The sequence below is a fragment of the Rheinheimera nanhaiensis E407-8 genome, from assembly GCF_000296695.1.
Taxonomy (GTDB): domain Bacteria; phylum Pseudomonadota; class Gammaproteobacteria; order Enterobacterales; family Alteromonadaceae; genus Alishewanella; species Alishewanella nanhaiensis.
On record NZ_BAFK01000003.1, the window covers coordinates 19,295 to 41,285 of the forward strand.

19 protein-coding genes are annotated in these 21,991 nt (G+C 51.1%); 13 read left to right on the forward strand and 6 right to left on the reverse strand.

The window, feature by feature from the left end; all coding sequences use genetic code 11:
- The first annotated feature begins 119 nt into the window (after positions 1 to 119).
- From prlC to RNAN_RS03060, 5 genes are all read left to right on the forward strand, one after another.
- A complete protein-coding gene (gene prlC / locus RNAN_RS03040) occupies positions 120 to 2,168 on the forward strand; it encodes an oligopeptidase A (protein WP_008218629.1) in 2,049 nt (682 codons plus the stop codon).
- Between the two features lie 59 nt (positions 2,169 to 2,227).
- Positions 2,228 to 2,725 carry a hypothetical protein gene (locus RNAN_RS03045; RefSeq protein ID WP_008218631.1) on the forward strand — a complete coding sequence of 166 codons (498 nt, stop codon included), beginning with the start codon at positions 2,228 to 2,230 and terminating at the stop codon, positions 2,723 to 2,725.
- Positions 2,726 to 2,819: 94 nt separating this feature from the next.
- The gene (locus RNAN_RS03050) at positions 2,820 to 3,521 is read left to right on the forward strand and encodes a DNA-3-methyladenine glycosylase I (RefSeq protein ID WP_008218633.1); all 702 of its coding nucleotides are present in this window, start codon (positions 2,820 to 2,822) and stop codon (positions 3,519 to 3,521) included.
- Positions 3,521 to 4,267 (forward strand): class I SAM-dependent methyltransferase, encoded by a 747-nt coding sequence (locus RNAN_RS03055; RefSeq protein ID WP_008218635.1) that lies wholly within the window; start codon positions 3,521 to 3,523, stop codon positions 4,265 to 4,267. Before RNAN_RS03050 ends, RNAN_RS03055 begins: the two co-directional genes overlap by 1 nt.
- A gap of 39 nt (positions 4,268 to 4,306) precedes the next feature.
- The gene (locus RNAN_RS03060) at positions 4,307 to 4,780 is read left to right on the forward strand and encodes a peroxiredoxin (RefSeq protein ID WP_008218637.1); all 474 of its coding nucleotides are present in this window, start codon (positions 4,307 to 4,309) and stop codon (positions 4,778 to 4,780) included.
- Positions 4,781 to 4,800: 20 nt separating this feature from the next.
- Here RNAN_RS03060 and gmhB read toward each other — a convergent pair whose 3' ends face one another.
- The 4 genes from gmhB to RNAN_RS03080 are packed head-to-tail and all read right to left on the reverse strand — an operon-like array spanning position 4,801 to position 8,476.
- Entirely contained in the window at positions 4,801 to 5,364 is a 564-nt protein-coding gene (gene gmhB, locus RNAN_RS03065) for a D-glycero-beta-D-manno-heptose 1,7-bisphosphate 7-phosphatase (protein ID WP_008218638.1), read from the reverse strand.
- Complete coding sequence (locus RNAN_RS03070; RefSeq protein WP_008218640.1) at positions 5,361 to 6,434, reverse strand: glycosyltransferase family 9 protein; 1,074 nt, start codon at positions 6,432 to 6,434, stop codon at positions 5,361 to 5,363. The genes gmhB and RNAN_RS03070 overlap by 4 nt, the downstream gene beginning before the upstream one ends.
- A complete protein-coding gene (hldE, locus tag RNAN_RS03075; RefSeq protein WP_008218641.1) occupies positions 6,435 to 7,895 on the reverse strand; it encodes a bifunctional D-glycero-beta-D-manno-heptose-7-phosphate kinase/D-glycero-beta-D-manno-heptose 1-phosphate adenylyltransferase HldE in 1,461 nt (486 codons plus the stop codon).
- On the reverse strand, positions 7,895 to 8,476 hold the full coding sequence (locus tag RNAN_RS03080) for a D-sedoheptulose-7-phosphate isomerase (protein WP_008218643.1): 582 nt from the start codon (positions 8,474 to 8,476) through the stop codon (positions 7,895 to 7,897). Before RNAN_RS03080 ends, hldE begins: the two co-directional genes overlap by 1 nt.
- Positions 8,477 to 8,637: 161 nt before the next feature.
- Here RNAN_RS03080 and RNAN_RS03085 point away from each other — a divergent pair, with 161 nt between their 5' ends.
- The 6 genes from RNAN_RS03085 (at position 8,638) to RNAN_RS03110 (ending at position 16,490) form a co-directional block, all read left to right on the forward strand.
- Positions 8,638 to 9,570: a DUF6492 family protein gene (locus tag RNAN_RS03085; protein WP_008218647.1), complete on the forward strand. Its 933-nt coding sequence runs from the start codon at positions 8,638 to 8,640 to the stop codon at positions 9,568 to 9,570.
- Between the two features lie 44 nt (positions 9,571 to 9,614).
- On the forward strand, positions 9,615 to 10,391 hold the full coding sequence (locus RNAN_RS03090) for a glycosyltransferase family 2 protein (RefSeq protein WP_008218649.1): 777 nt from the start codon (positions 9,615 to 9,617) through the stop codon (positions 10,389 to 10,391).
- Positions 10,388 to 11,200 (forward strand): glycosyltransferase family 2 protein, encoded by an 813-nt coding sequence (locus RNAN_RS03095; RefSeq protein ID WP_008218651.1) that lies wholly within the window; start codon positions 10,388 to 10,390, stop codon positions 11,198 to 11,200. The genes RNAN_RS03090 and RNAN_RS03095 overlap by 4 nt, the downstream gene beginning before the upstream one ends.
- Positions 11,197 to 12,186, forward strand: a complete 990-nt coding sequence (locus tag RNAN_RS03100; RefSeq protein ID WP_008218653.1) for a glycosyltransferase — start codon at positions 11,197 to 11,199, stop codon at positions 12,184 to 12,186. Before RNAN_RS03095 ends, RNAN_RS03100 begins: the two co-directional genes overlap by 4 nt.
- A 35-nt stretch (positions 12,187 to 12,221) precedes the next feature.
- Positions 12,222 to 14,216 (forward strand): lipid IV(A) 3-deoxy-D-manno-octulosonic acid transferase, encoded by a 1,995-nt coding sequence (waaA, locus tag RNAN_RS03105; protein ID WP_008218655.1) that lies wholly within the window; start codon positions 12,222 to 12,224, stop codon positions 14,214 to 14,216.
- A gap of 150 nt (positions 14,217 to 14,366) precedes the next feature.
- Entirely contained in the window at positions 14,367 to 16,490 is a 2,124-nt protein-coding gene (locus tag RNAN_RS03110) for a tetratricopeptide repeat protein (RefSeq protein WP_237739879.1), read from the forward strand.
- 58 nt (positions 16,491 to 16,548) lie between these two features.
- On the opposite strand, the gene RNAN_RS03115 is transcribed toward RNAN_RS03110, so the two are convergent.
- Entirely contained in the window at positions 16,549 to 18,642 is a 2,094-nt protein-coding gene (locus RNAN_RS03115) for a S8 family peptidase (RefSeq protein ID WP_008218659.1), read from the reverse strand.
- Positions 18,643 to 19,031: 389 nt separating this feature from the next.
- Between RNAN_RS03115 and RNAN_RS03120 the strand changes: the two genes are divergently transcribed.
- Together RNAN_RS03120 and RNAN_RS03125 are read left to right on the forward strand one after the other, a co-directional pair.
- Entirely contained in the window at positions 19,032 to 20,213 is a 1,182-nt protein-coding gene (locus RNAN_RS03120) for a BaiN/RdsA family NAD(P)/FAD-dependent oxidoreductase (RefSeq protein WP_008218661.1), read from the forward strand.
- 181 nt (positions 20,214 to 20,394) lie between these two features.
- Entirely contained in the window at positions 20,395 to 20,931 is a 537-nt protein-coding gene (locus tag RNAN_RS03125) for a DUF6933 domain-containing protein (protein ID WP_008218662.1), read from the forward strand.
- 3 nt (positions 20,932 to 20,934) lie between these two features.
- Here the strand turns inward: RNAN_RS03125 and darG are convergent, their stop codons facing one another.
- Complete coding sequence (gene darG / locus RNAN_RS03130) at positions 20,935 to 21,969, reverse strand: type II toxin-antitoxin system antitoxin DNA ADP-ribosyl glycohydrolase DarG (RefSeq protein ID WP_008218664.1); 1,035 nt, start codon at positions 21,967 to 21,969, stop codon at positions 20,935 to 20,937.
- Positions 21,970 to 21,991 lie beyond the last annotated feature (22 nt).

A 21,991-nucleotide genomic window follows, 5' to 3' on the forward strand; every position in this document is an offset into this window, starting at 1 on the left:
GTCAGCAGTATAGCCAAGGCTGAGTGGCCTGCCAATAGCGCTCGGCAGTGGTTGACAAACGCCGGCGTAGCCCCAACATTAACCGGTATTATGTTGTTGTTAACCTTTGAAGGTCTGCTATGTCTGCTACAGAAAATGTGCTGTTATCTTTTACCGGTTTACCACCGTTCTCGCAAATAACACCTCAGCAGGTAAAACCTGCGGTAGAGCAGGCGATTGCCCAGGCAAGAGCAGCAGTAGAGCGGGTAGTGGCTAGCCCCGAGGTTAGCTGGCACTGCTTGGTTGAACAGCTGGAGCAGGACGGCGAACGCTTAAGTAAGTTGTGGTCACCGGTGTCGCATATGAACTCGGTAGTCAACACGCCAGAGCTGCGAGAAGCCTATGAAAGCTGCCTGCCGCTGTTGTCGGAGTACAGCACCTGGCTGGGGCAACATGAAGGCTTGTATCAGAAGTACCAGCAGCTGGCGCAAAGTGCAGAATATAAAGATCTCACTGCAGCACAGCAAAAGGTGGTGCAAAATGCCCTGCGTGATTTTAAGTTATCCGGCATTGGCTTATCTGCCGAAAAAAAGCAGCGCTATGGCGACATTCAAAGCCGGCTGTCTGATTTAAGCTCACAGTTTGCCAACAATACCCTGGATGCCACTCAGGCCTGGTTTAAACACATCACCGATGAGGCCGATTTAGCCGGCTTGCCGCAGGATGCCAAACTGGCGGCTGCTGAAGAGGCAAAAAGCCGAGAGCTTGAAGGCTGGGTGTTTACACTGGAGTTTCCAAGCTATATCGCTGTAATGACTTACGCCGATAAGCGCGAACTACGGCAAGAAGTGTACAGCGCCTACTGCACGCGGGCGTCTGATCAGGGCCCGACCGCCGGCCAGTTTGACAACAGCGCCATTATTGAGGAAACCCTGGCGCTTAAGCATGAGCTGGCGCAGCTGCTGGATTTTAACAACGCCGCTGAAGAGTCGCTTGCTACCAAAATGGCCGAGTCCCCCGCGCAGGTGCTGGACTTTTTACATGACTTAGCCCGGCGCGCCAAACCGCAAGCCGAGCAGGATTTAGCCGAGCTTGCGGCCTTTGCTAACAGTGAATATGGCGCCGCCGAGCTCGCCGCCTGGGATGTGACTTACTACGCGGAAAAGCTTAAGCAGGCCAAATATTCGATATCAGACGAACAGCTGCGGCCCTATTTCCCCGAGCATAAAGTAGTCGCCGGCTTATTTACTGTGCTGAATAAACTGTTTGGCGTAACAGTAAAACTGCGTGACGGTGTTGATGTCTGGCATGCTGATGTGAAGTTTTACGATATTTTTGCCGCTGACGGCACCCTGCGTGGCAGTTTTTACCTGGACCTTTACGCCCGGGCGAAAAAGCGTGGCGGTGCCTGGATGGATGATTGTCAGGGCCGGCGTATTTTGCCAGGTGGTAGCGTGCAAACGCCGGTAGCCTACTTAACCTGTAACTTTAATAAGCCGGTGGGCGGTAAGCCTGCGCTGTTTACTCACGATGAAGTGGTCACCTTATTTCACGAATTTGGCCATGGTATTCACCATATGCTGACTCAGGTAGATGCGGCGGCGGTGGCTGGCATAAATGGTGTGCCCTGGGATGCGGTTGAACTACCCAGCCAGTTTTTAGAAAACTGGTGCTGGCAGAGCGAAGCGCTGGCAATCATTTCCGGCCACTATGAAACCGGTGAGGCGCTGCCGCAAGACTTACTGGCTAAAATGCTGGCGGCGAAAAACTTCCAGTCGGCAATGTTCTTAGTGCGTCAGCTTGAATTTGCGCTGTTTGATTTTCGTCTGCACGCCGAATATGACCCTTTACTGGGCGGCCGGGTGCAGCAAATGCTGGATGAAGTGCGCGCTGAAGTGTCGGTGATAATTCCACCGCGCTTTAACCGTTTTCAGCATGGCTTTAGCCATATTTTTGCCGGTGGCTATGCCGCCGGTTATTACAGCTACCTGTGGGCAGAAGTATTGTCGGCCGATGCCTTTGGTCGCTTTGAAGAAGAAGGTATTTTTAACGCCGACACCGGCCGTGATTTCCTGCGCTGGATTTTAGAGCGCGGCGGCAGCGCCGAGCCAATGGAGCTGTTTAAAGCCTTTCGTGGCCGTGAGCCGAGTAACGAAGCCTTGTTGCGGCACATGGGTATTGCTGGTTAACAATTCATTGCCAATTCAGCCGTGCTCTGCCAAGCTGATGCTGAATAACAGGAGGGGTTATGCAAGGTAAGACAGCGTTAGTGTTAGCCGCCAGCTTGCTGCTGGCGGCCTGCCAGCAAGGCCAGGCCAATACTGAAGGTGGCACACAGCGGGTGGCGCCAGAGCCTGTGGTGGAGCCTATCGATCCGGTTAAAGATCCGGTGGCGGCAGTTAAAGCGAGGAAACAACTGATGGCCGGTGAAGACAATATCAATGCGATGCGTGCTGAAATTATGGCGCTGATTGGCGAGGCTAAAGCGGACAACGTAGCCCAGTGCCGGGTAGTGGGCTTTGGCAGTAAGCCGTGCGGCGGGCCGTCCAGCTATATTGCCGTGTCGGTAAAAGACATAGACGAAAAGCAGATCATGGCGCTGATTGGCCAATATAATGCTGCCGTCAAAGCCGAAAACGAGCGGCTGGGGCTAATGTCAAATTGCGCGGTAGTGCCCAAGCCAGCGGTGGTGTTAAAAGACGGTGTCTGTACCTTGCAGGCGGGCGGTGAAAGCGCCGTTTATTAATAAGCCGCTGGGTAGTAATAAAGCGCCGGCTAACTAGCCTAAACCACAGGGCAGCAGGTAAACTGTTGCCCTGTTCTTTTTTCCGGGTGTGTCAGTGAGTACAGCAGAACCTTTTGAGCGAATTTACCAACGTGCCTGCGAGCGCAAAGGCGGCGCACGCGCCTTAGCCGCGCTGTTAACCCCGACTGTTAGCGATGAGCAAATCGCCCGCCTGCCGGATAATCTGCTGCTGGGCGAGCTGACCAAGAAGGTGTTTCAATCGGGCTTTGTCTGGCGTGTCGTGCGGCAAAAGTGGCCGGGTTTCTGTGAGGTGTTTTTCGATTTTGACATTGAAAAAATGCTGCTGATGAGCGATGAGATGCTCGAAGCCAAAGCGCGCGACGAGCGTATTATCCGTAACGCCGCTAAGGTATTTACCATTCGCCACAATGCCATGATGATTGACGATATTGCCCGTGCACATGGCAGCTTTGCCCGCTTTATTGCGCAGTGGCCCGCCAGCGATATTATTGGTTTATGGGCCTACTTAAAGCAGCATGGCGCCCGTTTAGGCGGCAATACCGGGCCTTATGCGCTGCGCGCGATTGGTAAGGACACCTTTATTTTAAGCAGCGATGTTGAGGCTTACCTAAGGGCCACCAAGGTGTTTGACGGCGGCCTGAACAGTAAGCGCAGCCTTGGCCAAATTCAGCAGCAGTTTAACCTGTGGCAGCACCAATCGGGCCGCAGCCTGACGCATATCAGCCAGATTATTGCGCTAAGCGTGGGCGAAAATGTTGTTGGGATGCAGCGTTAATGACGTTCTCACTGGTAAACCACGGGGCGGCGCAGGCATATGTGGTAGCGCTGTGCCAACAATTTGGCTTAACCCTGACTGAGCGCGCCAGTGGCTGGCATTTAACCTTTGCTGATGACGCTTTGGTGCTGCGCCATAGCGACTTGCCGAAGCAAGGCGATATTCTGGTGGATTTTGCCAGCGGCGCTGCCAGTTACCGCCGTTTACACGGTGGCGGTAAAAACGAAGCCATTGCCAAAGCCTGTGGCCTGAATAAAAAGCGCGACCTCAGTGTGCTGGATGTCACCGCCGGTTTAGGCCGCGATGCGTTTGTGTTAGCCAGTTTAGGTGCTAAGGTAACCTTGGTTGAACGTAACCCTGTGGTAGCCGCGCTGTTGCATGATGGCCTGCGCCGCGCTTTACAGCACAAAGAGCTAAACTGGCTAAATGAGCGTATGCAACTATGTTATGCCAGTGCGACTGATGCACTTGGTGCACAAGCGCCGGTTGATGTAGTGTATTTAGATCCGATGTTTCCACCGCGTGATAAAACTGCGCTGGTAAAAAAAGAAATGCGCGCTTTTCATGACGTCGTAGGCAGTGATACTGATGCCGATGCCTTACTGGCGCCGGCGCTGCAACTGGCGCAAAAACGGGTGGTAGTCAAACGGCCGGGCTATGCCGACTTTTTAGCCCAGCAAGCACCGACCTTGTCGGTTACGGGGAAAAACAACCGCTTTGACGTTTATGTGATTGCGGCAATTTAATGATATTTAATAAATAACCACACTCATGGGGAGAATAAAATGATTAAAGTTGGCGATAAACTACCTGAGGTTAGCTTTTCACAGCTGACTAAAGAAGGCGTAATGAATCCAACCACCAGCCAAATTTTTGCCAATAAAAAGGTGGTGCTGTTTGCGGTGCCGGGCGCCTTTACACCCACTTGCTCTGCGGCGCATTTGCCTGGTTACATTACCTTGGCCGATCAAATTAAAGCCAAAGGTGTCGATGCCATCGTGTGTACTGCAGTAAACGATGCCTTTGTCATGAATGCCTGGGCAAAAAGCCAGAATGCTGAAGAGATCCTGTTTTTAGCTGACGGTGGCGCGGCGTTCCATAAAGCCATTGGCCTGACCATGGAAACCGGCGATTTTGGCGGCACCCGCTCACAGCGCTATGCAATGATCGTCGAAAACGGTGTGGTAACACTGTTAAATGTTGAAGCGCCAAAAACCTTTGAAGTCAGCAAAGCGGAAGTCATTTTAGCGGCGCTGTAAGCTACAGTGTTGGCTGGCAATTACACGGCAGTTAGCGCGGTTTTAATAGAAGGCCAGACTTCATCGGCGCTGGCCTTGTCTTCTTCAGTTAAGCGCTGCCCTGAGAGCACTAGCACTTTGCGTCTAATACCTGCCGCTTTTGCTGCTTGCATATCGGCCTTTTTGTCGCCCAGCATCAGGCTCTGAACCGGATCTATCTGATACTTTTCTATCGCTTGCAGTAACATGCCCGGTGCCGGCTTACGGCAGTTGCACTCTGTTTGATAAGGTGGTTTAGCATTAACCGGATGATGCGGGCAAAAAAACACCTCATTAATATGGACACCTTTCAGGGCAAACTGCGCGTTCATCCAGCGCGTCAGGCTATGAAATTGCTGTTCGGTATAATAGCCGCGACCAATGCCTGATTGATTAGTGACGACAATCAGTAAATAACCTTGCTGCTGCAGGTGGCGACAGGCGTCGAACACGCCATCGATAAATTCAAACTGCTCTGCTGAGCTGACATAACCATGGTCGACATTGATTACACCATCACGGTCTAAAAAGGCGGCTTTACGTTTTTTCGCAAAAGCGGTCGTCATAATTGCTGCTCTGCTACGACTTTATCGAACATGGCGGTGACGGTCTCTACCGCAATTTTTTGCATAATATCGTTGCCTTTCACTCGTTTGCCCCATTTTAATTGATTTGCCGTTTTACCGTAGTGCTGCTGTAACGACTGGTGATATACCTCAACTACGTATTGGCGGAACAGGTAGGGACCTGTGCGATCGGGGTTACTGTGACCATATAAACCAATAACCGGTGTACCAACCGCTACAGCCATATGAGCCGGGCCGGTATCCGGAGCCAATATCAGGCTGGCGTGTTTTAGCAATGCCAGCAACTGTTTCAAGCTGGTTTTGCCTGTCAGATCCGTTATGGGGTGTTTTGCCTGTGCCAGTATTGCCTGGCTTAAATTGCGCTCCAATTCAGTCGGGCCGCCGCATAACACTACTGCAAACCCTTGCTCTGCGGCATAATCGGCAACGGCGGCATAGCGTTCTGGCAGCCAGTTACGTTCGGCTTTTGAAGCTGCCGGGCTAATGATGAATATCCTGTGCCTGCCGGTTGCCGCCAGCTGTTCTTGGGCCCATCGAGCGTCAGCCTCTGCAATAGGTAGCTGCCAGGACGGCGTTTGCCCTAGGGCTTCTACTGTTACACCAATAGCTTTGGCAAACTGGCGAAAACCATCCAGCACGTGGCTACGCGGTGCGGGTTTAATGCGGTCGCGCATAAAAAGCGCATGTAGCTCTTTGGCGGTATGCCAATCGAAACCAATTTTTCTAGCGGCGTTAATACACAACGATGCCAGGTTGGCGCGAAACGCCACCTGCATATGCAGTAATACATCGAAATAATCGTGTTTAAGTGCCTGTCTTAGCTGACGGTATGCTGCCTTGCCCTGCTTTTTATCAAACACAACAAAGCGCACTCCGGGCAGCCCGGCCAGTAGCGCTGCCTCTACTTTACCTATGACCCAGGTAATTTTTGCCGCGGGGTATTGCCGCTGAATGCCCTGTACTACAGAGACGGCATTACATACATCGCCAATTGCTGACAGGCGCAAAATACAAATTGAGTTAAGTTGTGCCGGGTTTTGCTTAGCCACTTATTGCTTTCCCTGCAAATCCTGAATTTTACTTATTACTTTGCTGGTAGAGCGGCCATCGACAAAGGTTAATACTCGCACTTCGCCACCATTGGCGAGCACAACATCTGCTCCTACTATGGTGTCTATACTGTAATCGCCGCCTTTAACCAATACATCCGGCAAAATGGTGCTGATGAGTTTTAACGGCGTATCGTGTTCTGCAGTGTCATCACCAAAAGGCACTACCCAATCAACGCTGGCTAAACTTGCCAACACGGTTGCGCGATCTTCCAAGCTATTAATAGGGCGTTGCTCGCCTTTTAACCGACGTACTGAAGCGTCTGAATTAAGTCCAACGACTAAACGGTCGCCGAGTGCCTTAGCTTGGGCCAGGTAACGCACATGGCCAGCGTGTAAGATATCAAAGCAGCCATTGGTAAATACAATACGCTCACCGTTTTGGCGGGCAAATTGAATGTGCTGCAGTACTTTGTCAAACGGCGTTTGGTAGAAGTCGCCCTGACGAAACAAATCTTTGTTAAGTTTCGCGGCCAGCTCTTCTGGTGATACCGTGGCTGCACCCACTTTACCTACCACTATACCCGCAGCCAAATTAGCCAACTGAGTCGCGTCTTGCAGCGACATGCCGGCGCCGAGCATGACAGCTAAAGTGGCGATAACGGTATCACCAGCGCCAGTTACATCACTCACTTCCAGTACCTGCGCTGGAAAATGATGATGTTCAGTGGCGCTGATTAAACTCATGCCCTGTTCGCTGCGCGTTAAAAGAATGGCTGCCAGGCTATTTTGCTGCATGAGCTGTCGTGCGGAGTTGAGCATCTCGTCAACCGAGCCTGCTTTGCCGCCGGCAAGTTTAAACTCTGCCAGATTAGGGGTAATTACATCGGCACCTGAATAAACACATAAGTCGGCTTGTTTGGGATCAACTAACACCGTTTTACCGGCGGCTTTTGCCAAAGCAATCATACCGGCAATATGTTGCAACGAGCCTTTGTTGTAATCGCTAAATACGATTACATCATAGTGGCTGAATACAGCGGCAAAGCGATCGGCCAGTAATTTCGCGTCAGCGCTGCTGAAAGTGTCTTCCTGATCCAATCGGACAATTTGCTGCTGGCGTGATACCACCCGCATTTTAGCAATAGTCGGTTTGTGCTGTTGCTGGATTAGCTCTGAATGGATTTGCTCACTGGCTAACAACTGTCGGAGAGACACACCAGCACTATCATTGCCAATAATACCCAATAGTGCCACTTTACCATCTAAGTGGGCAATATTACGTGCTACGTTAGCTGCGCCACCTGCTTTGTCCTCTATTTTACTAATCTTTACCACCGGTACCGGTGCTTCTGGGGAGATACGCTGCGAATCGCCGTTGTAGTAACGGTCCAACATGACGTCACCGACCACCAGTACAGAGGCTGAAGATAACTTTTGCAGCAAGCTCAGTTCAATCATCAATTATTTCCCACTATGGCCGCATCCAAGGCTTCACACAGCCAGTGGCCGATAAACATATGTACTTCTTGAATACGGGCGGTCTCGTCGTTCTTGACGATAATGGGCAGTTTGGCAATATCTTTTACCAGGCCACCGTCACGGCCGGTTAGTGCCACAGTGTAAGCACCAAGCTCATTGGCTGCCTGTAACGCCAGGTTAATATTCGGGCTTTTGCCAGAGGTCGTCAGGCCAATCACTACATCCTGTGGCCGCACCAGACCACGCACCTGACGTTCAAATACGCTGTCAAAATGGTAGTCATTAGCGTGGGCGGTGAGAATCGAGGTATCAGTAGTTAAGGCGATTGACGCCAGCGGGCCTCGTTCTGCTTTGTAACGCACCATAAACTCGGCAGCTAGATGTTGGCTGTCCGCGGCACTGCCGCCATTACCCATCCATACTACTTTGCCTCCTTGTGCAAGGCATTGTTTTACAGCCTCTAATAATTGCATGGCTTGCTCTTGGTGGGCTTCTACTGCAGCAAAAGCATTGCGGTGGCGTTGTAGGCTATCCAGAAAACTTTGCGTTAAATTGGGCATAATAAGCTCGAATCACTGATTAAGTGAGGTTATTCTAACGGATCTTAGCTATTGCAAAAGAAGTTTTTACACCAGATTGCGCTTAGGGTAGGCTACGCCGCCTTTCATTGTGGCACAAGGTTATCCCCGGATAAGGCCGGTGTGATTATAGAGGAGTTTTTATGGCGATTAGCGCCGTTTTGCCCCTGAAAGCCAGTGGCAGTTATGATGTCAACGACTTAAAGCGGGCACACATTCTTTTTACGTCGCTCAGCACTTTTTTGCCGGCGGGGTTGATTAGCGAATTGTTTGTTGTCGTGCCCGGGTATGAAGTGGAATTGGTCAAACATGAATATGCCTGTTGGCAAGGGTTAAATATAATCGTCATTTCTGAAGACGAGTTGCTGCCTGAGCTGAAAAAATACCCTAAGATGCGCGGCTGGCGCAAGCAACAATTGGTAAAAATAGCGATTGCAAATAAAGTGTCTAATAAGTTCTATCTGACACTGGATGCCGATGTGGTCTGCTTAAAACCGTTAACAGAATCATTGTTACTACCCGACGGTAAGGCGTTGTTGCAGTATGAGCCAAGGGCACAGCATCCGAAATGGTGGCGCTCGTCAGCCAGACTTTTAGGCGTCAATGCGAATATTGGACCGAAAGGGGTCGGTATGACAGTGACACCGGCATTAATGGCAAAAGCGATAAGCCAGCAGTTGATGCAGGATTTAACACAAAAAAACAGACAGTTAACTTGGGCTGACAGGTTGTGCTCATTACACAACCCTACAGACCCACGCAACTGGTGGCTGGGCCGTTACCTGCAGCTAAAGTGGACCGAATATTCGCTATATTATCTGTGTGCGCTAAAGCATCAGTTGTTAGAGCCGTTTCATGTGATTGCAGGCACCAGTACAGTGCCGCAGCTCATGTTGATACACGACTCTCACCCCTATGAGCAGTGGCAGGTGGCTGATAGCTTTGCAGCCGAGAATCCGGGGTTATTCTGCGTAGTGGGCAGTAAAACACGCTTACCACCAAAGCAGGTGTTCGAGCGATTGTCGGTATTTATTCAGCGACAACCTGATGCCGGAGTTCTGGCGCTGTTCGATTAAGGCGTCAATGAAGCAGCGTAGTGTGATACTTGGACAACATAACCATGAGAACGAGAAAAATTTCCTGTTTTGTGATTGCCTGTAATGAAGAAGATCGGATAGAGCGTTGTTTGCAATCGCTCTCTGGTTGGGTTGATCAGTTAATCGTCTTGGATTCAGGCAGCAAAGATAATACGGTCGCGATAGCGCAACGGTATGCGGATAAGGTTTATCAAACAGACTGGCCGGGTTTTGGTCCCCAACGTAATCGCGCTTTAACCTGGTGTGAACATGATTGGGTATTAAACATCGATGCTGATGAAGTCATGACAGATGCCCTTAAAGCAGAAATTGACGCTGTCTTGTCTGAACCGGAATTGCAGGAAAACTTATTTAAAATGCCTTGGCATACCTACTTTTTTGGTAAGTTGCTAAAACATGGCCGTTATTCCTCGCCGCAAGGTAAATTGTTTTTAAAGACGGGTGTAAGCTTTAAAAATCGCCAGGTGCATGAAACGCTGCTTATTCCAAATGAGAAAAGTCGTACGCTTAAGTCTGCAATTATTCACCATAGTTGGCGCAGTTATCATCATGCACAGGAAAAACACCTGAAATATGCCTGTTTACTGGCTGAAGAAAAGTATGCCAAAGGAAAAAGGAGTAGCGTGGCGTTTGCAGTGCTACGTTTTTTTACCGACTTCTTGCAGCAATATTTGTTGCATCTTGGTTTTTTAGACGGGTGGAGAGGCTTTTTGATGGCCATTATTTTGGGGCAATACGGTTTTAATAAATACGCTGCCCTGGTTACTTTACAGGCTGAGCATAAGGCAAAACAGCAATGACAAAGTCTGCAGAAAAATTACCTATAAGTGCCTTTCTGGTGACATGTAATGAAGCTGCGCACATAGCCGATGTTTTGGATGCTTTGCAGGACTTTGCCGAAATTATTCTGGTTGATTCGGGCAGTACAGATGGCACTCAGGAAATAGCCAGGGCAAAAGGTGCTAAAGTAGTTCATCAGGACTGGCTGGGATTTGCTAAGCAAAAAAACTTTGCCATGTCATTGTGCCAGTATGATTGGGTAATTAATGTTGATGGCGACGAAATACTCTCACCTGAGGTGATAACACATATTCGAAAAGTGTACGAACAGAGCGAAGACATTGCCATGCGCTTGTACTTTGAGGATGTTTTTTGGGGCGAGCCCATGTCGCCGTATTCAGGCAAACGTTCTATAGTGCGCGTGTTCCGGCGAAGTCAGGCGCAGTACCCGCTTGATCGAAAAGTTCATGAAAATCTGGTGCTGGCAAAAGGGGTATCGACTGTCAAAGTGCAGGGGCTGGTTACGCATTTTGGTTACGGAACCACAGAGTTACTGATGCAAAAAAAGAACAAGTACTCTTCGCTCAAAGCGCTTGAAAAGTTTGAAAAAAGTAAAAAACCATCTCTGATTAAACTCTGTTTTATTTTCCCTCTCACCTTTGTCAAATCCTATGTTCTGCAAAGAATGTTTCTGTCAGGTAAGCGGGGGCTTGTGCACGCACATATTGAAGCAATGTACGCTTTTCTAAAAGAGGCAAAATTGTTTGAATACCACCAACTTGCCAGTAAACAGCGCGTCGATTCTCTGCAGAAAGGGCGATTAAAATGAGAATTTTGCATGTGTTGCAAAGTAAATTGTCTTTGCCAGCCCGAGATTATGGTGGGACTGAGCGTATTGTTTGGGGCTTATTAACAGCTCAAGAGGCGGCCGGTCACGAGGTACGTTTGTTGTGGGGAGATGCTCCAGACTTACCAAAGAATGCCACTCGCTTTGATACGACAAAGTCTATGCGTGAGCAAATAGGCGACTGGCCTGATATAGTACATTTTCACCAACCGTTTGATAGTCAATTAGACGTACCTTATATTAGTACTGAACATGGTAACGCAGAATATGCCCGTAGTTATGGCCAAAACACTGTGTTTTTGAGCGCACGCCATGCTACCAATCACAACGCTGAATGTTTTGTATACAATGGTCTAGACTGGTCAGAGTATGGGCAACCTCATTTAGGTAAACCACAGAACTATTTCCATTTTCTGGGAAAGGCCAAATGGCCTATAAAAAACTTGAGTGGGGCGGTGGCTGTTTCTAAACAAGCTGGTGTCAAGCTGCATGTGTTAGGGGGGGCTCGATTTAGTCTCAGTAGTAGAGGTTTTTATTTTCATCCTGATCTACATTTACGTTTTAACGGTATGGTCGGTGGTCAACTTAAAAACCAGTTGGTGCGCAACTCTAGTGGGCTGTTGTTCCCGGTTCGTTGGCACGAGCCTTTTGGTCTCGCCGTTATTGAATCTTTATATTTGGGGGCTCCTGTTTTTGCAACCCCGTATGGTGCAATTCCAGAAATCATCACTCAGCCAGAACTTGGCTTTCTATCGTCAAGTTACAGTGAGCTTGCATTAGCTATGCAAGACGGCACCAAGTATGATCGCGAAGCGTGTCATCATTACGCTAAAACCCGATTTAATAACCTGACGATGGCTGCGGCATATCAGCAGTGCTACCTAAAAGTCATTAGTGGTGGTGTGTTGAATAGCAAGAAGCCATACGCGGAGCATAGCTGGCATGAGCTGTTACCTGTTACTAAGTGATGGGGCTGACGTACTTTGTTGTGTTATAGACACCCATGATTAAATTATTGTATTCAGCAGTGTTGCTGCTACTCACGCCTGTGTCGCTGTTATATTTCTTGCTGCGCTCACGTAAAGACCCGGCTTACCGTCAGCGCCTTAGTGAGCGGCTGGCATTGCAACGAGTGCCCAAACAGGCTGTGGGTGGCATAGTGGTGCATGCGGTGTCAGTGGGCGAAGTGGTGGCCGCTACGCCGCTGATCAAGGCCTTGCAGCAGCAATACCCAGAGCTGACCTTAACGGTCACCTGCACCACACCAACCGGTTCCAGCCGCATCATTAACAGCTTTGGCGCTAGTATGCATCACTGCTATTTGCCGCTGGATACACCTGGCGCAGTGCGCCGCTTTCTCAGTAAATTACAGCCGCAGGCGGTTATTTTGCTGGAAACCGAGCTGTGGCCGAATTTATTGCAGCAGTGCCGCCAGGCGCTGATCCCCACGGTGGTGGTCAATGCCCGTTTATCAGCCCGTTCGGCTAAAGGCTACCGCCGCTGGTACGGTTTTAGCCGGCTGGCGCTTGATAATATCAGCCTGCTGCTGGCGCAGGATCACGCCACGGCGCGGCGCTTTAAGGCATTAGGCTGTAAGGCCGATATTCAGGTGTGCGGTAATTTAAAATACGACATGCTGCTGCCAGCGCAGCACGCTGCGCTGGTGAGTCAGTTTCAGCCACCGCTTAGTGGCCGGCAGGTATGGGTAGCCGGCAGCACGCACGCCGGCGAAGATGAGCTGTTATTACAGGCTTATCAGCAGCTTAAACCGCAGTTTCCTCAGTTGTTACTTATTATAGTGCCGCGTCACCCGGAGCGCTTTAACACTGTGGCGCAGCTGATTAGCGAGGCGGGGCTTAGTTATCTGCGCCGCAGCGATAGCGGAACTGTTACTGCGCAACATGATGTGATGCTGGCCGACACTATGGGCGAACTTCTGGCCTGGTATCAACTGGCCGATGTGGTGTTTATCGGCGGCAGTTTAATAGAGCGCGGTGGCCATAATCCGCTGGAGGCAATGTACTTTGCTAAGCCAATTCAAAGCGGCCGCCATGTGTTTAATTTTGCCTATGCCTATCAGTGGCTGGCCGCTGAACAGGCACTAAGCTGGGTAGCGGATGTGCCCTCGCTGGTGCAAAGTACCGCCCAGCTGTTAACGGACTCTACGCTGGCTCAGCAGCAGGGTAGCAAGGCGCAGGCGTTGTATCAGCGCCACAGTGGTGCCAGTAAGCGCATGTGTCAGGCGATTGCCGCTTATCTGGGCGAGGGCATTGCCGACTTTGCGGTGGCAGCTAATGCTGAGGGCATTAGCTGGTATCAGCGCCAGGTGTTTACCGCGAGGACGCAGTTAAGTTTTGCACCACAGCACTGGCAGCAGCAACAGGCAATTATTGGCCAGTCGCAGGGGCGCAATACCGCCTGGTTTGTCCGGCATCTACAGCACAAATTTGTACTGCGGCATTATTATCGCGGCGGCCTGATTGGCAAACTGGTCACAGATAAATTCTGTTATCAAAGTGTACTGTACAGCAGAGCGATGCAGGAGTTTGCCCTACTGCGCCAGCTAAGACGCTATCAGCTGCCGGTACCGCGGCCGCTGGCAGCGCATTACTACGCAAACGGCCTGTGTTATCAAAGCGATATTATGGTTGAGCTGATCCCTGGTGCCCGCGACCTGGCCACTTTGCTGGGCGCCGCTGAAGCCCTTAGCGAAGCACAGTGGCAGCAACTGGGCCGCCTGCTAGGCCGTTTTCATCAGTATGGCGTCTATCACTCCGATCTGAACTGTCACAATATTCTGCTTGATAGCGAAGGCAGATTTTGGCTGATTGATTTTGATAAATGTGCGCTGCGCCATGCGGGCAGTTGGCAGCAGGACAATCTGGCGCGCCTGCTGCGATCGCTGCAAAAAGAGCGCGGCTTACAGCCGGGCTTTGGCTGGCAGCCCGAGCACTGGCAGTGGCTGTTGGCTGGCTATCAGCAGCAATTTGGCGGCTAAAAACGGCAATTTATCGCAGTTTTTGCGCTTTTATTCACGCTCTGTTCACCTTTTATCGTGTTTTCGTCCTTGGTGTCACCGCCGTTCTTTGATATAACATCAACTAACGGAGGGGCATCTATGCGGCTAAATAGAATAATAACAAGCTTAATGCTAACCAGCTTTGTGTTGGCAGCACAGCCACAGCAGCAAATCGACGCAGCCAAGGCGGCTTATCAGCAGGGCGATTACACTAAAGCGGCTGAGCTTTGGCAGGCGCTGGCGTTGGACGGCAATACTACTGCGCAGTTTGAATTGGCTAAATTGTATTCACTGGGGCACGGGGTAGAGCAGGATGCGCTGCAAGCAGCGTACTGGCTGGAGCAGGCCGCTTCGAACAGCACGGATTTCGCCGAATCGGCGCGGGCCAGGCAGGATATAGTGCAGGGTGTCGCCGATCTGCGTGAAGCGCAAGCCGCACAGCGCAGCGAACCCGAGATACAGGCACCGGTCGATACGCCTGCCACAGCAGTGGCAACAACTGCAGCCGCTATTACGACCACAACAGCCGTTAAAGCTGCTACCCCTGTTGCGCCGGCCGCCGCTTTGGCAATAAAAGCGCCAGAGCTGCCGGTGCTGGCGGTCGCAGAGGCCAGTTTTGACGTCGGTTTGCGTGCTTTTGGCCGGCAGAATTATGTGGATGCTTATAGCCACTGGTACCCGCTGGCACAGGCCGGTGTGGTCGATGCGCAATTTAATCTAGCGGCGCTTTATGCCAATGGTCATGGTGTGGCGGTGGATGACAGCGCGGCTACCGCCTGGTTTAATGCCGCGGCCGAGCAGGGGCTGGCGCAGGCGCAGTATCAGCTGGCGCTGGCGCATGCTAATGGTAAAGGCGTGGCACAGGATGATGCGCTGGCGGTGTACTGGTATCAAAAAGCGGCTGCGCAGCAACATGTGCTGGCGCAGTATAACCTGGGTTTTATGTATGCTAATGGCCGCGGTGTCACTCAGGATGAGGCCAGTGCGCTGCTCTGGTATGAGCGTGCAGCCAACCAGGGTGATGTTGACGCGCAGTATATTGTTGCCGGCCGTTATCAGACCGGTCGCGGTGCGCCGGTAGATATTAACAAAGCCATTGGCTGGTATCAGCGGGCGCTGGAGCAAGGCCATAGCCGGGCCGGTTTTCAGCTGGCGCAATTTTATTTAACCGGGCAGGGCGTCAGTAAAAATGAAAACCGGGCCTTTGACTTATATAACCGCGCCGCGGCACAAGGCGTGACAGAAGCGCAGCGAGAGCTGGGCATTAGTTATTCGCTTGGGCGTGGTGTGCGGGCGAATGACAGCAAAGCGGTCGAGTTTTTACAGCTTGCTTGTGACAAGCAAGACCTTGCAGCTTGCTATCATCTGGCACTGCATATACTGGAAGGGCGCGGTATTAAAGCCGATGCGGTCAGAGGCGCTCAATTACTGCAACGGGCGGCAAACGAGGGCAACAGCGAGGCGCAGTTTCGTTTAGGTGTAATGTTAAGCCAGGGCCAGGGCGTGGCCGTGGATGAAACAGCGGCTTTTGGCTGGTTATTAAAAGCGGCAGAGCAGGGCCATGCCGAGGCGCAATATCTTACCGGGCTGCGCTTGGCGAATGGCACCGGTACCGCGCAAAATGACGCTGAAGCAGTAAAGTGGTATCGGGCTGCGGCAGAACAGGGCGTGCTGTATGCGCAGTATAATCTGGGCTTTATGTATGGTGCTGGCCGCGGCGTAGCGCAGGATGATGAACAAGCCTTGTATTGGTACACCAAGGTGGCTGAACAAGGCGATGCCGATGCACAGTTTAATCTGGGTTTACGTTACGAGACCGGCCGTGGCGTGCGCCAGGATGATCAACAGGCCGTTGCCTGGTACCAAAAAGCGGCCGGGCAGAACCATCTGCGCGCGATAGCGCATTTGGGCTACATGTACGAGAAAGGCTATGGTGTTAGCCTGGATGAAAAACGGGCACTGGCGCTGTACCAGCAGTCATTACCGGCCAAGGTACCGCGTGCACTAACGGCTTTGGGGCTGTTTTATAAAAACGGCCGGCTGGTAAAAGCCGACGATAAACGCGCAGTAGAGTTGTTTGCGCAAGCCGCCGAACAGGGGTACGCTAATGCGCAGTACAACTTAGGCTGGATGTATGAATATGGCCGCGGTGTAGCGAAAGATTTGGTAAAAGCACGCGATCTGTATCAGCTGGCGGCTGAGCAAAGTGAGCCGTTAGCACAGGCACAGCTTAGCCGCTTACTAAACCCCTAAAGCCGATGTCGCATAAAAAAGGCCAGCAAAATGCTGGCCTTTTGCTCTGTACAAGCTGTTAAGGTTTGTATTCCGCTACCAGTGTTACACCACTAAAGGTGCTGTAGGCACGGATACTGATATGATAAGTCGCAGCCTGCGGATTGGTGAAGGCGCAACTTTCATTGTTACCGGTTTTGTAAGGCCGGCAGTCGTAGCTGCTGGTGGTAGGCTGAGCACCACGGCGTACATATAAATCGCCATCGCCGGTGCCACCAGACATGGTGACGTTCAGTGAGCCCATACCTGCAGGCACTGTCAGGGTGTAGTGCAGCCAGTTGCCGGTTGTTGCTGTCAGGTTGGTCAGGGTGCCGCCACCGCCGGTGCTACCGCCGCCAGTTGGCGCCGTGTAATCTGCTGTCAGTGAAATGCCTGAATAGGCACTGTAAGCATTTAACATGACATGGTAAGTACCGGCCTGTGGTGTGGCAAAGCTGCAGCTTTCAGTGTTACCGGTACGGTATGGCCGGCAGTCGTAACTTGAGCTGGTCGGCGCGCTGCCAAATTTCACATACATGTCAGCATCACCGCTACCACCTGCCATGTTAAAGGTCAGGTTAGTGGCGCCGGCTGGTACGGTAATAGTATAAAAGGTGTTGCTGCCAGTACTGCCCGACAGATTGGTTTTGGTCACGCCTTTTTCCAGCACATTGGTGCCTGGTGTGCCGCCACCGCCTGAACCCATGGCATTGAGTACAGCGGCATTGGCATCAACAATACCGGTACCACAGCCGCTACAGGCAGCCGGGAAGCTGCGGGCAGTGGATTTTAAGATCTGCTCAATCTCATCGGGTGTCGCTGAAGGTTTCACCTGTTTGATGAGCGCTGCGACGCCAGCCACATGTGGTGCAGCCATCGACGTACCCTGGCTGTAACCATAGCTGTCACTGCCTGGTGTAGTAGTGCCGGTGTTGTAAGTCGATAACACGCCATTAGGATCATTGGCTGAGTTCATCGCACCGCCTGGTGCGGCAACGTCAATTGAAGTGCCGTAGTTTGAATAGTAAGCACGGCCACCATTACGGCCAGTTGAGGCTACGTTGACTACGCCAGCACAGTTACCTGGGTTGTAGTTATTAGCATTGTCATTGTCATTACCGGCAGCAATCACCACCACAGCGCCGTTATTGCGGGCAATATTGATGGCATTTTGCGTAGTAGATGAACAAGCACCGCCGCCGCCGAGGCTCATGTTAATTACATCAGCCGGGTTAGCATTTGCCGGTACGCCTGATACCGTGCCGCCAGCAGCCCAGATAATGCCGTCGGCGATATCAGAGGTGTAACCGCCGCATTTACCCAGTACCCGCACCGGTACAATTTTGGCGTTGTAAGCCACACCAGCCACACCGTTATTGTTATTGGTAACTGCAGCAATGGTGCCTGCTACATGGGTACCGTGCCAGCTGGAGCCCTGGAATGATGGCGGGTAACCGTTGCCACATTCACCGGCATCGGTCCAATCGCCCGGGTCACGGGCATCGCTGTCGCGGCCATTACCATCGTTACCGACAAAGCTGTCAGAGATCATGTCATAGCCTGGCAGAATGTTGGCATTTAAATCGGCGTGTGGCCGGTAACCGGTATCCAGCACGGCAACCACTACGCCCTGGCCGGTGGCGTTATCCCAGGCGGCGGGTGCACGTAAACCGCCGGTGGCTTCGTAATAATGCCACTGGCTGCTGTACTGGGTGTCGTTTGGCGTGGCGGTGGCGCGTAGCATCACGTCTTCTTCTACGCGTTCAACTTCGTCATCCTGCGCTAATAGCTCCAGCATGCGCTGGGTCTCTTTTTTCGACAGCTTACGCTCAGCGCGGAATACGGCGTGCTTGTCTAAACCTAAACCGCGGACAAAACGCATGTTCTCACCGGCACGGCTGCTAAAACGCTGGGCTTTTTCTGCCATACGCTGCGCCTTAATTTGTTGGCCTACGCTTTGTGGCAGCGCGCTGCTAATGTCCGCACCAGCAGTTTCTTTATATTTAATGATAAAACGCGTTGCCGGGCCGTCAGCATGCTCAGCATTGTCATTTGCCATTACCTGGGTTGTAAAAACAGCTGCAGGCAGGCATAGCGCCGCCAATGCCGTTAAGCGAAAAGAGGAGTGTTTCATAGTGATTACTTACCTGGAGTTATGATTATTTATTGTTGTACACAGCCTGTCTGGATGGCTGCTGCACGATTTTTAACCTGTTGTGCAGACCTTGTAAACCCGCGGCAAAAATGCCGTTTTTCGTTAGCAGGAACTAATGTAAACCGCCGTTCCGGAAAAAGGGCTGTTTGCAGAAAAGGCGCTTTATCAAATTGTCATCTGCCCTTGATGGCGGTTGACATGTGTTACATTTGGCAACAAGTGTAATTTATTGTAAATAAGAATAAGATATTCCAAAAAGAAATATATGAAGTTTCTCCCAAGGTAAGGCTTAGGCGGCAACAGCATTGCATGCGCCTGCCCACTACAGGACAATAGCGCCTTTAACAGCAACAGGCAGGCGACAGGTAATGCAGCAGTGGGATGTAATAGTAATAGGTGCTGGCGCGGCCGGGCTAATGTGCGCCATTGAGGCCGGTAAGCGCGGCCGCAAGGTGCTGGTGCTGGATAACGGCAAGCGGGTAGGCCGTAAAATCTTAATGTCCGGCGGTGGCCGCTGTAACTTTACCAATATGTATGCCGGGCCGGAAAACTTCCTGTCGCAAAACAAGCACTTTTGTAAATCAGCGCTTAGCCGCTACACCCAATGGGATTTTATTGCCCTGGTGCAAAAGCACGGTATTGCTTACCACGAGAAAACCCTGGGCCAGCTGTTTTGTGACGATAGCGCCAAAGACATTGTCGATATGCTGCTGACCGAGGCCAGGGCCGCTAATGTGCAGATTGCGCTGCAGCAAAACATCACCGCGGTTAGCTTTGCTGATGGCCAGTACACGCTTACCACGCCAGAGCTAAGCCGGCAGTGCCACAGTTTAGTGGTGGCCAGTGGCGGCTTAAGTTTGCCTAATTTGGGCGCTACGGCCTTTGGTTTTCAGTTAGCCGAGCAGTTTGGCTTAAAGGTGCTGCCGCTGCGTGCTGCGCTGGTGCCATTAACCTGGCAACCAAATGATAAAGCCGTGTTTGAGGAGATCAGCGGTGTATCATTGCCGGTAACCGCCGAAGCTAATGGCACCGTTTTCCCGGAAGATATGTTGTTCACCCACCGTGGCTTGAGCGGGCCGGCGATACTGCAAATATCCAGCTACTGGCAGCCAGGTGATGAGGTGACAGTGAATATGTCGCCGCAAACAGATATTACTGAGTATCTGCAAACTCAGCAGCAGGCGCATCCTGATCAGGAGCTTAAAACCGCATTGGCGAAGTTACTGCCAAAACGTTTGGTAGAAAAGCTGATTGAGATTAACGCGTTACATAATCAACCATTAAAAGCACTGCACAGCAAAAGCATCAGCCAGATTGCTGCTACGTTGCACAGCTATATTTTTAAACCGAATGGCACCGAAGGCTACCGCACTGCTGAGGTAACCATCGGCGGTGTCGATACCGATTATCTATCGTCAAAAACCATGGAAGCGAAACACCAGCCGGGCTTATATTTTATCGGCGAAGTAGTTGACGTGACTGGTTGGCTCGGCGGCTATAACTTCCAGTGGGCCTGGGCCAGTGGTTGGGTAGCAGGGCAGTATTGTTGAATGACAAGACTTAATTGCAGCAAACAGATTATGAATTGTGCGAACAGATTTCGATAAGGCGAGAGTGTACCGAGTCCAGTGGACTTACCACAGCAGGGAGTCAGCGTTGGTTAATGATCCGCTCTATGTTAGATAACGTGTACAATTTCGCTATTTCGCCGGGATATGAAAGAGGTTGTGAGTGATCTTGCATTGCACCAAAAAGCTGTATACAAAGCTGCCAGCTAACACCACAGCACCTGCACCAACAAGCATTGGCTTACAGGCAAAGTGGTTAAACTGGCATGCTAACCTCATCACGATCCAACGCAGACAATGTGTTATCGCCGTGCATGACGCCACGCGTTACGCCGTGTTTATTCCCTGTTTAACCAAGCCAGACTTCGCCAAGCTACAATGGCATTTTGAAGATGTGTTTATAAACAGCTTGCTTAAAAGCGGTTTGCCACACGAGCTGGTCGAAACTGCCACGCAGCATTTGGCAGCGTTACAGTTCGACACTGAATGTAACCGCTCGGTGCAGGGAACAATGAACCAAATTTCACAAGACATTGATTACGGCCTTGGTTACACCAACACTGCCGTATCAGATATTAACCCATACCGTTACAGCGCCGAGTTAAGCCACAGGCCATGTACCATAAAAGGGCTAACAGACTACCAATGGCCAGATAAAGCCATGGCGGAATTACTATCTAACTTACAAAACAAAGGTTAACGCTCAAACCCACTCTAATCGATGTAACTGCTGCCATGCTGCTTCAACATGATTTGCTTGCATCAGCTGGCTTTTACGCAGGTTCCATGACTGAATTTTCTGCAGTGCTTGCTGTGCATCTGCCGCCCCTTCCTGTTTCGCTACCCAGTGCACACTGGCGAGTAGCTCCATGCCAAACGGTGACTGAAAGCCGTCAATCAGTTGTGCCACCCGCTCAACTCTGGTTTGTAGCTCTGGGTTGGCTTGCGCCAGAAAAGCCTTAGCTGCTGTTAGCGCAAGCGGATCTGGGGTAATAGCGGATTCAACCACGCCATCCCCGACGCCGTGAATATAATGGCCGTCCATACGATCCAATACATGGCGCAATTGGTCGGCGTAAGGGCCAAATTTATGTTTTTGGTAGCTGAGTTTTAAATCTTCGCCGGCTTCTTGCAGAAAGTACGCGAGTTTTTGTACTTCAAGTTTGGACAAGCCATAACTTAGCGCTTCGTAGCACTCTAACAACGTCAGAATAGCAGCTCTGCCGGCAGTCATTTTGGGGGCCGCGGTGTTTACTTCTAATTGTGCGGTGGCTGCAGTGTCAGACGGTTCGAATAAGCGTACTGTAACCTCAGGTAAACTCGCGAAATATTGCTCGATAACCGGGCGTACGTCACTCCAGCTAAGGCCGCCATTACCACAACCTAACGGTGGCATCGCAATAGAGCGAATATCCAAATTTTTGATTTGCTGTACTAAATCTTGTAGGCCAGCTGCAATATCTTTCAGGTTAGAAGTATTGCGCCAATGATCCTTGGTGGGAAAATTGATGATATAACGCGGTGTGGCTAAAGCACCCAGATCAAAAATAAACATTTTACCAAGACGGATTTCTCCTGCTTTACAGGCTGTAGCGTAGGCTCTGAAATTAGCCGGCCATTTTTTCTTAAACTGCAGCGCTATGCCTTTGCCCATCACGCCTACACAGTTTACTGTGTTGACTATGGCATCAACATCTTGCTGTTTAAGTAAATCACCTGTACTTGACGCTATGGTCACTGCTGTTCTCCGTTACATCCTG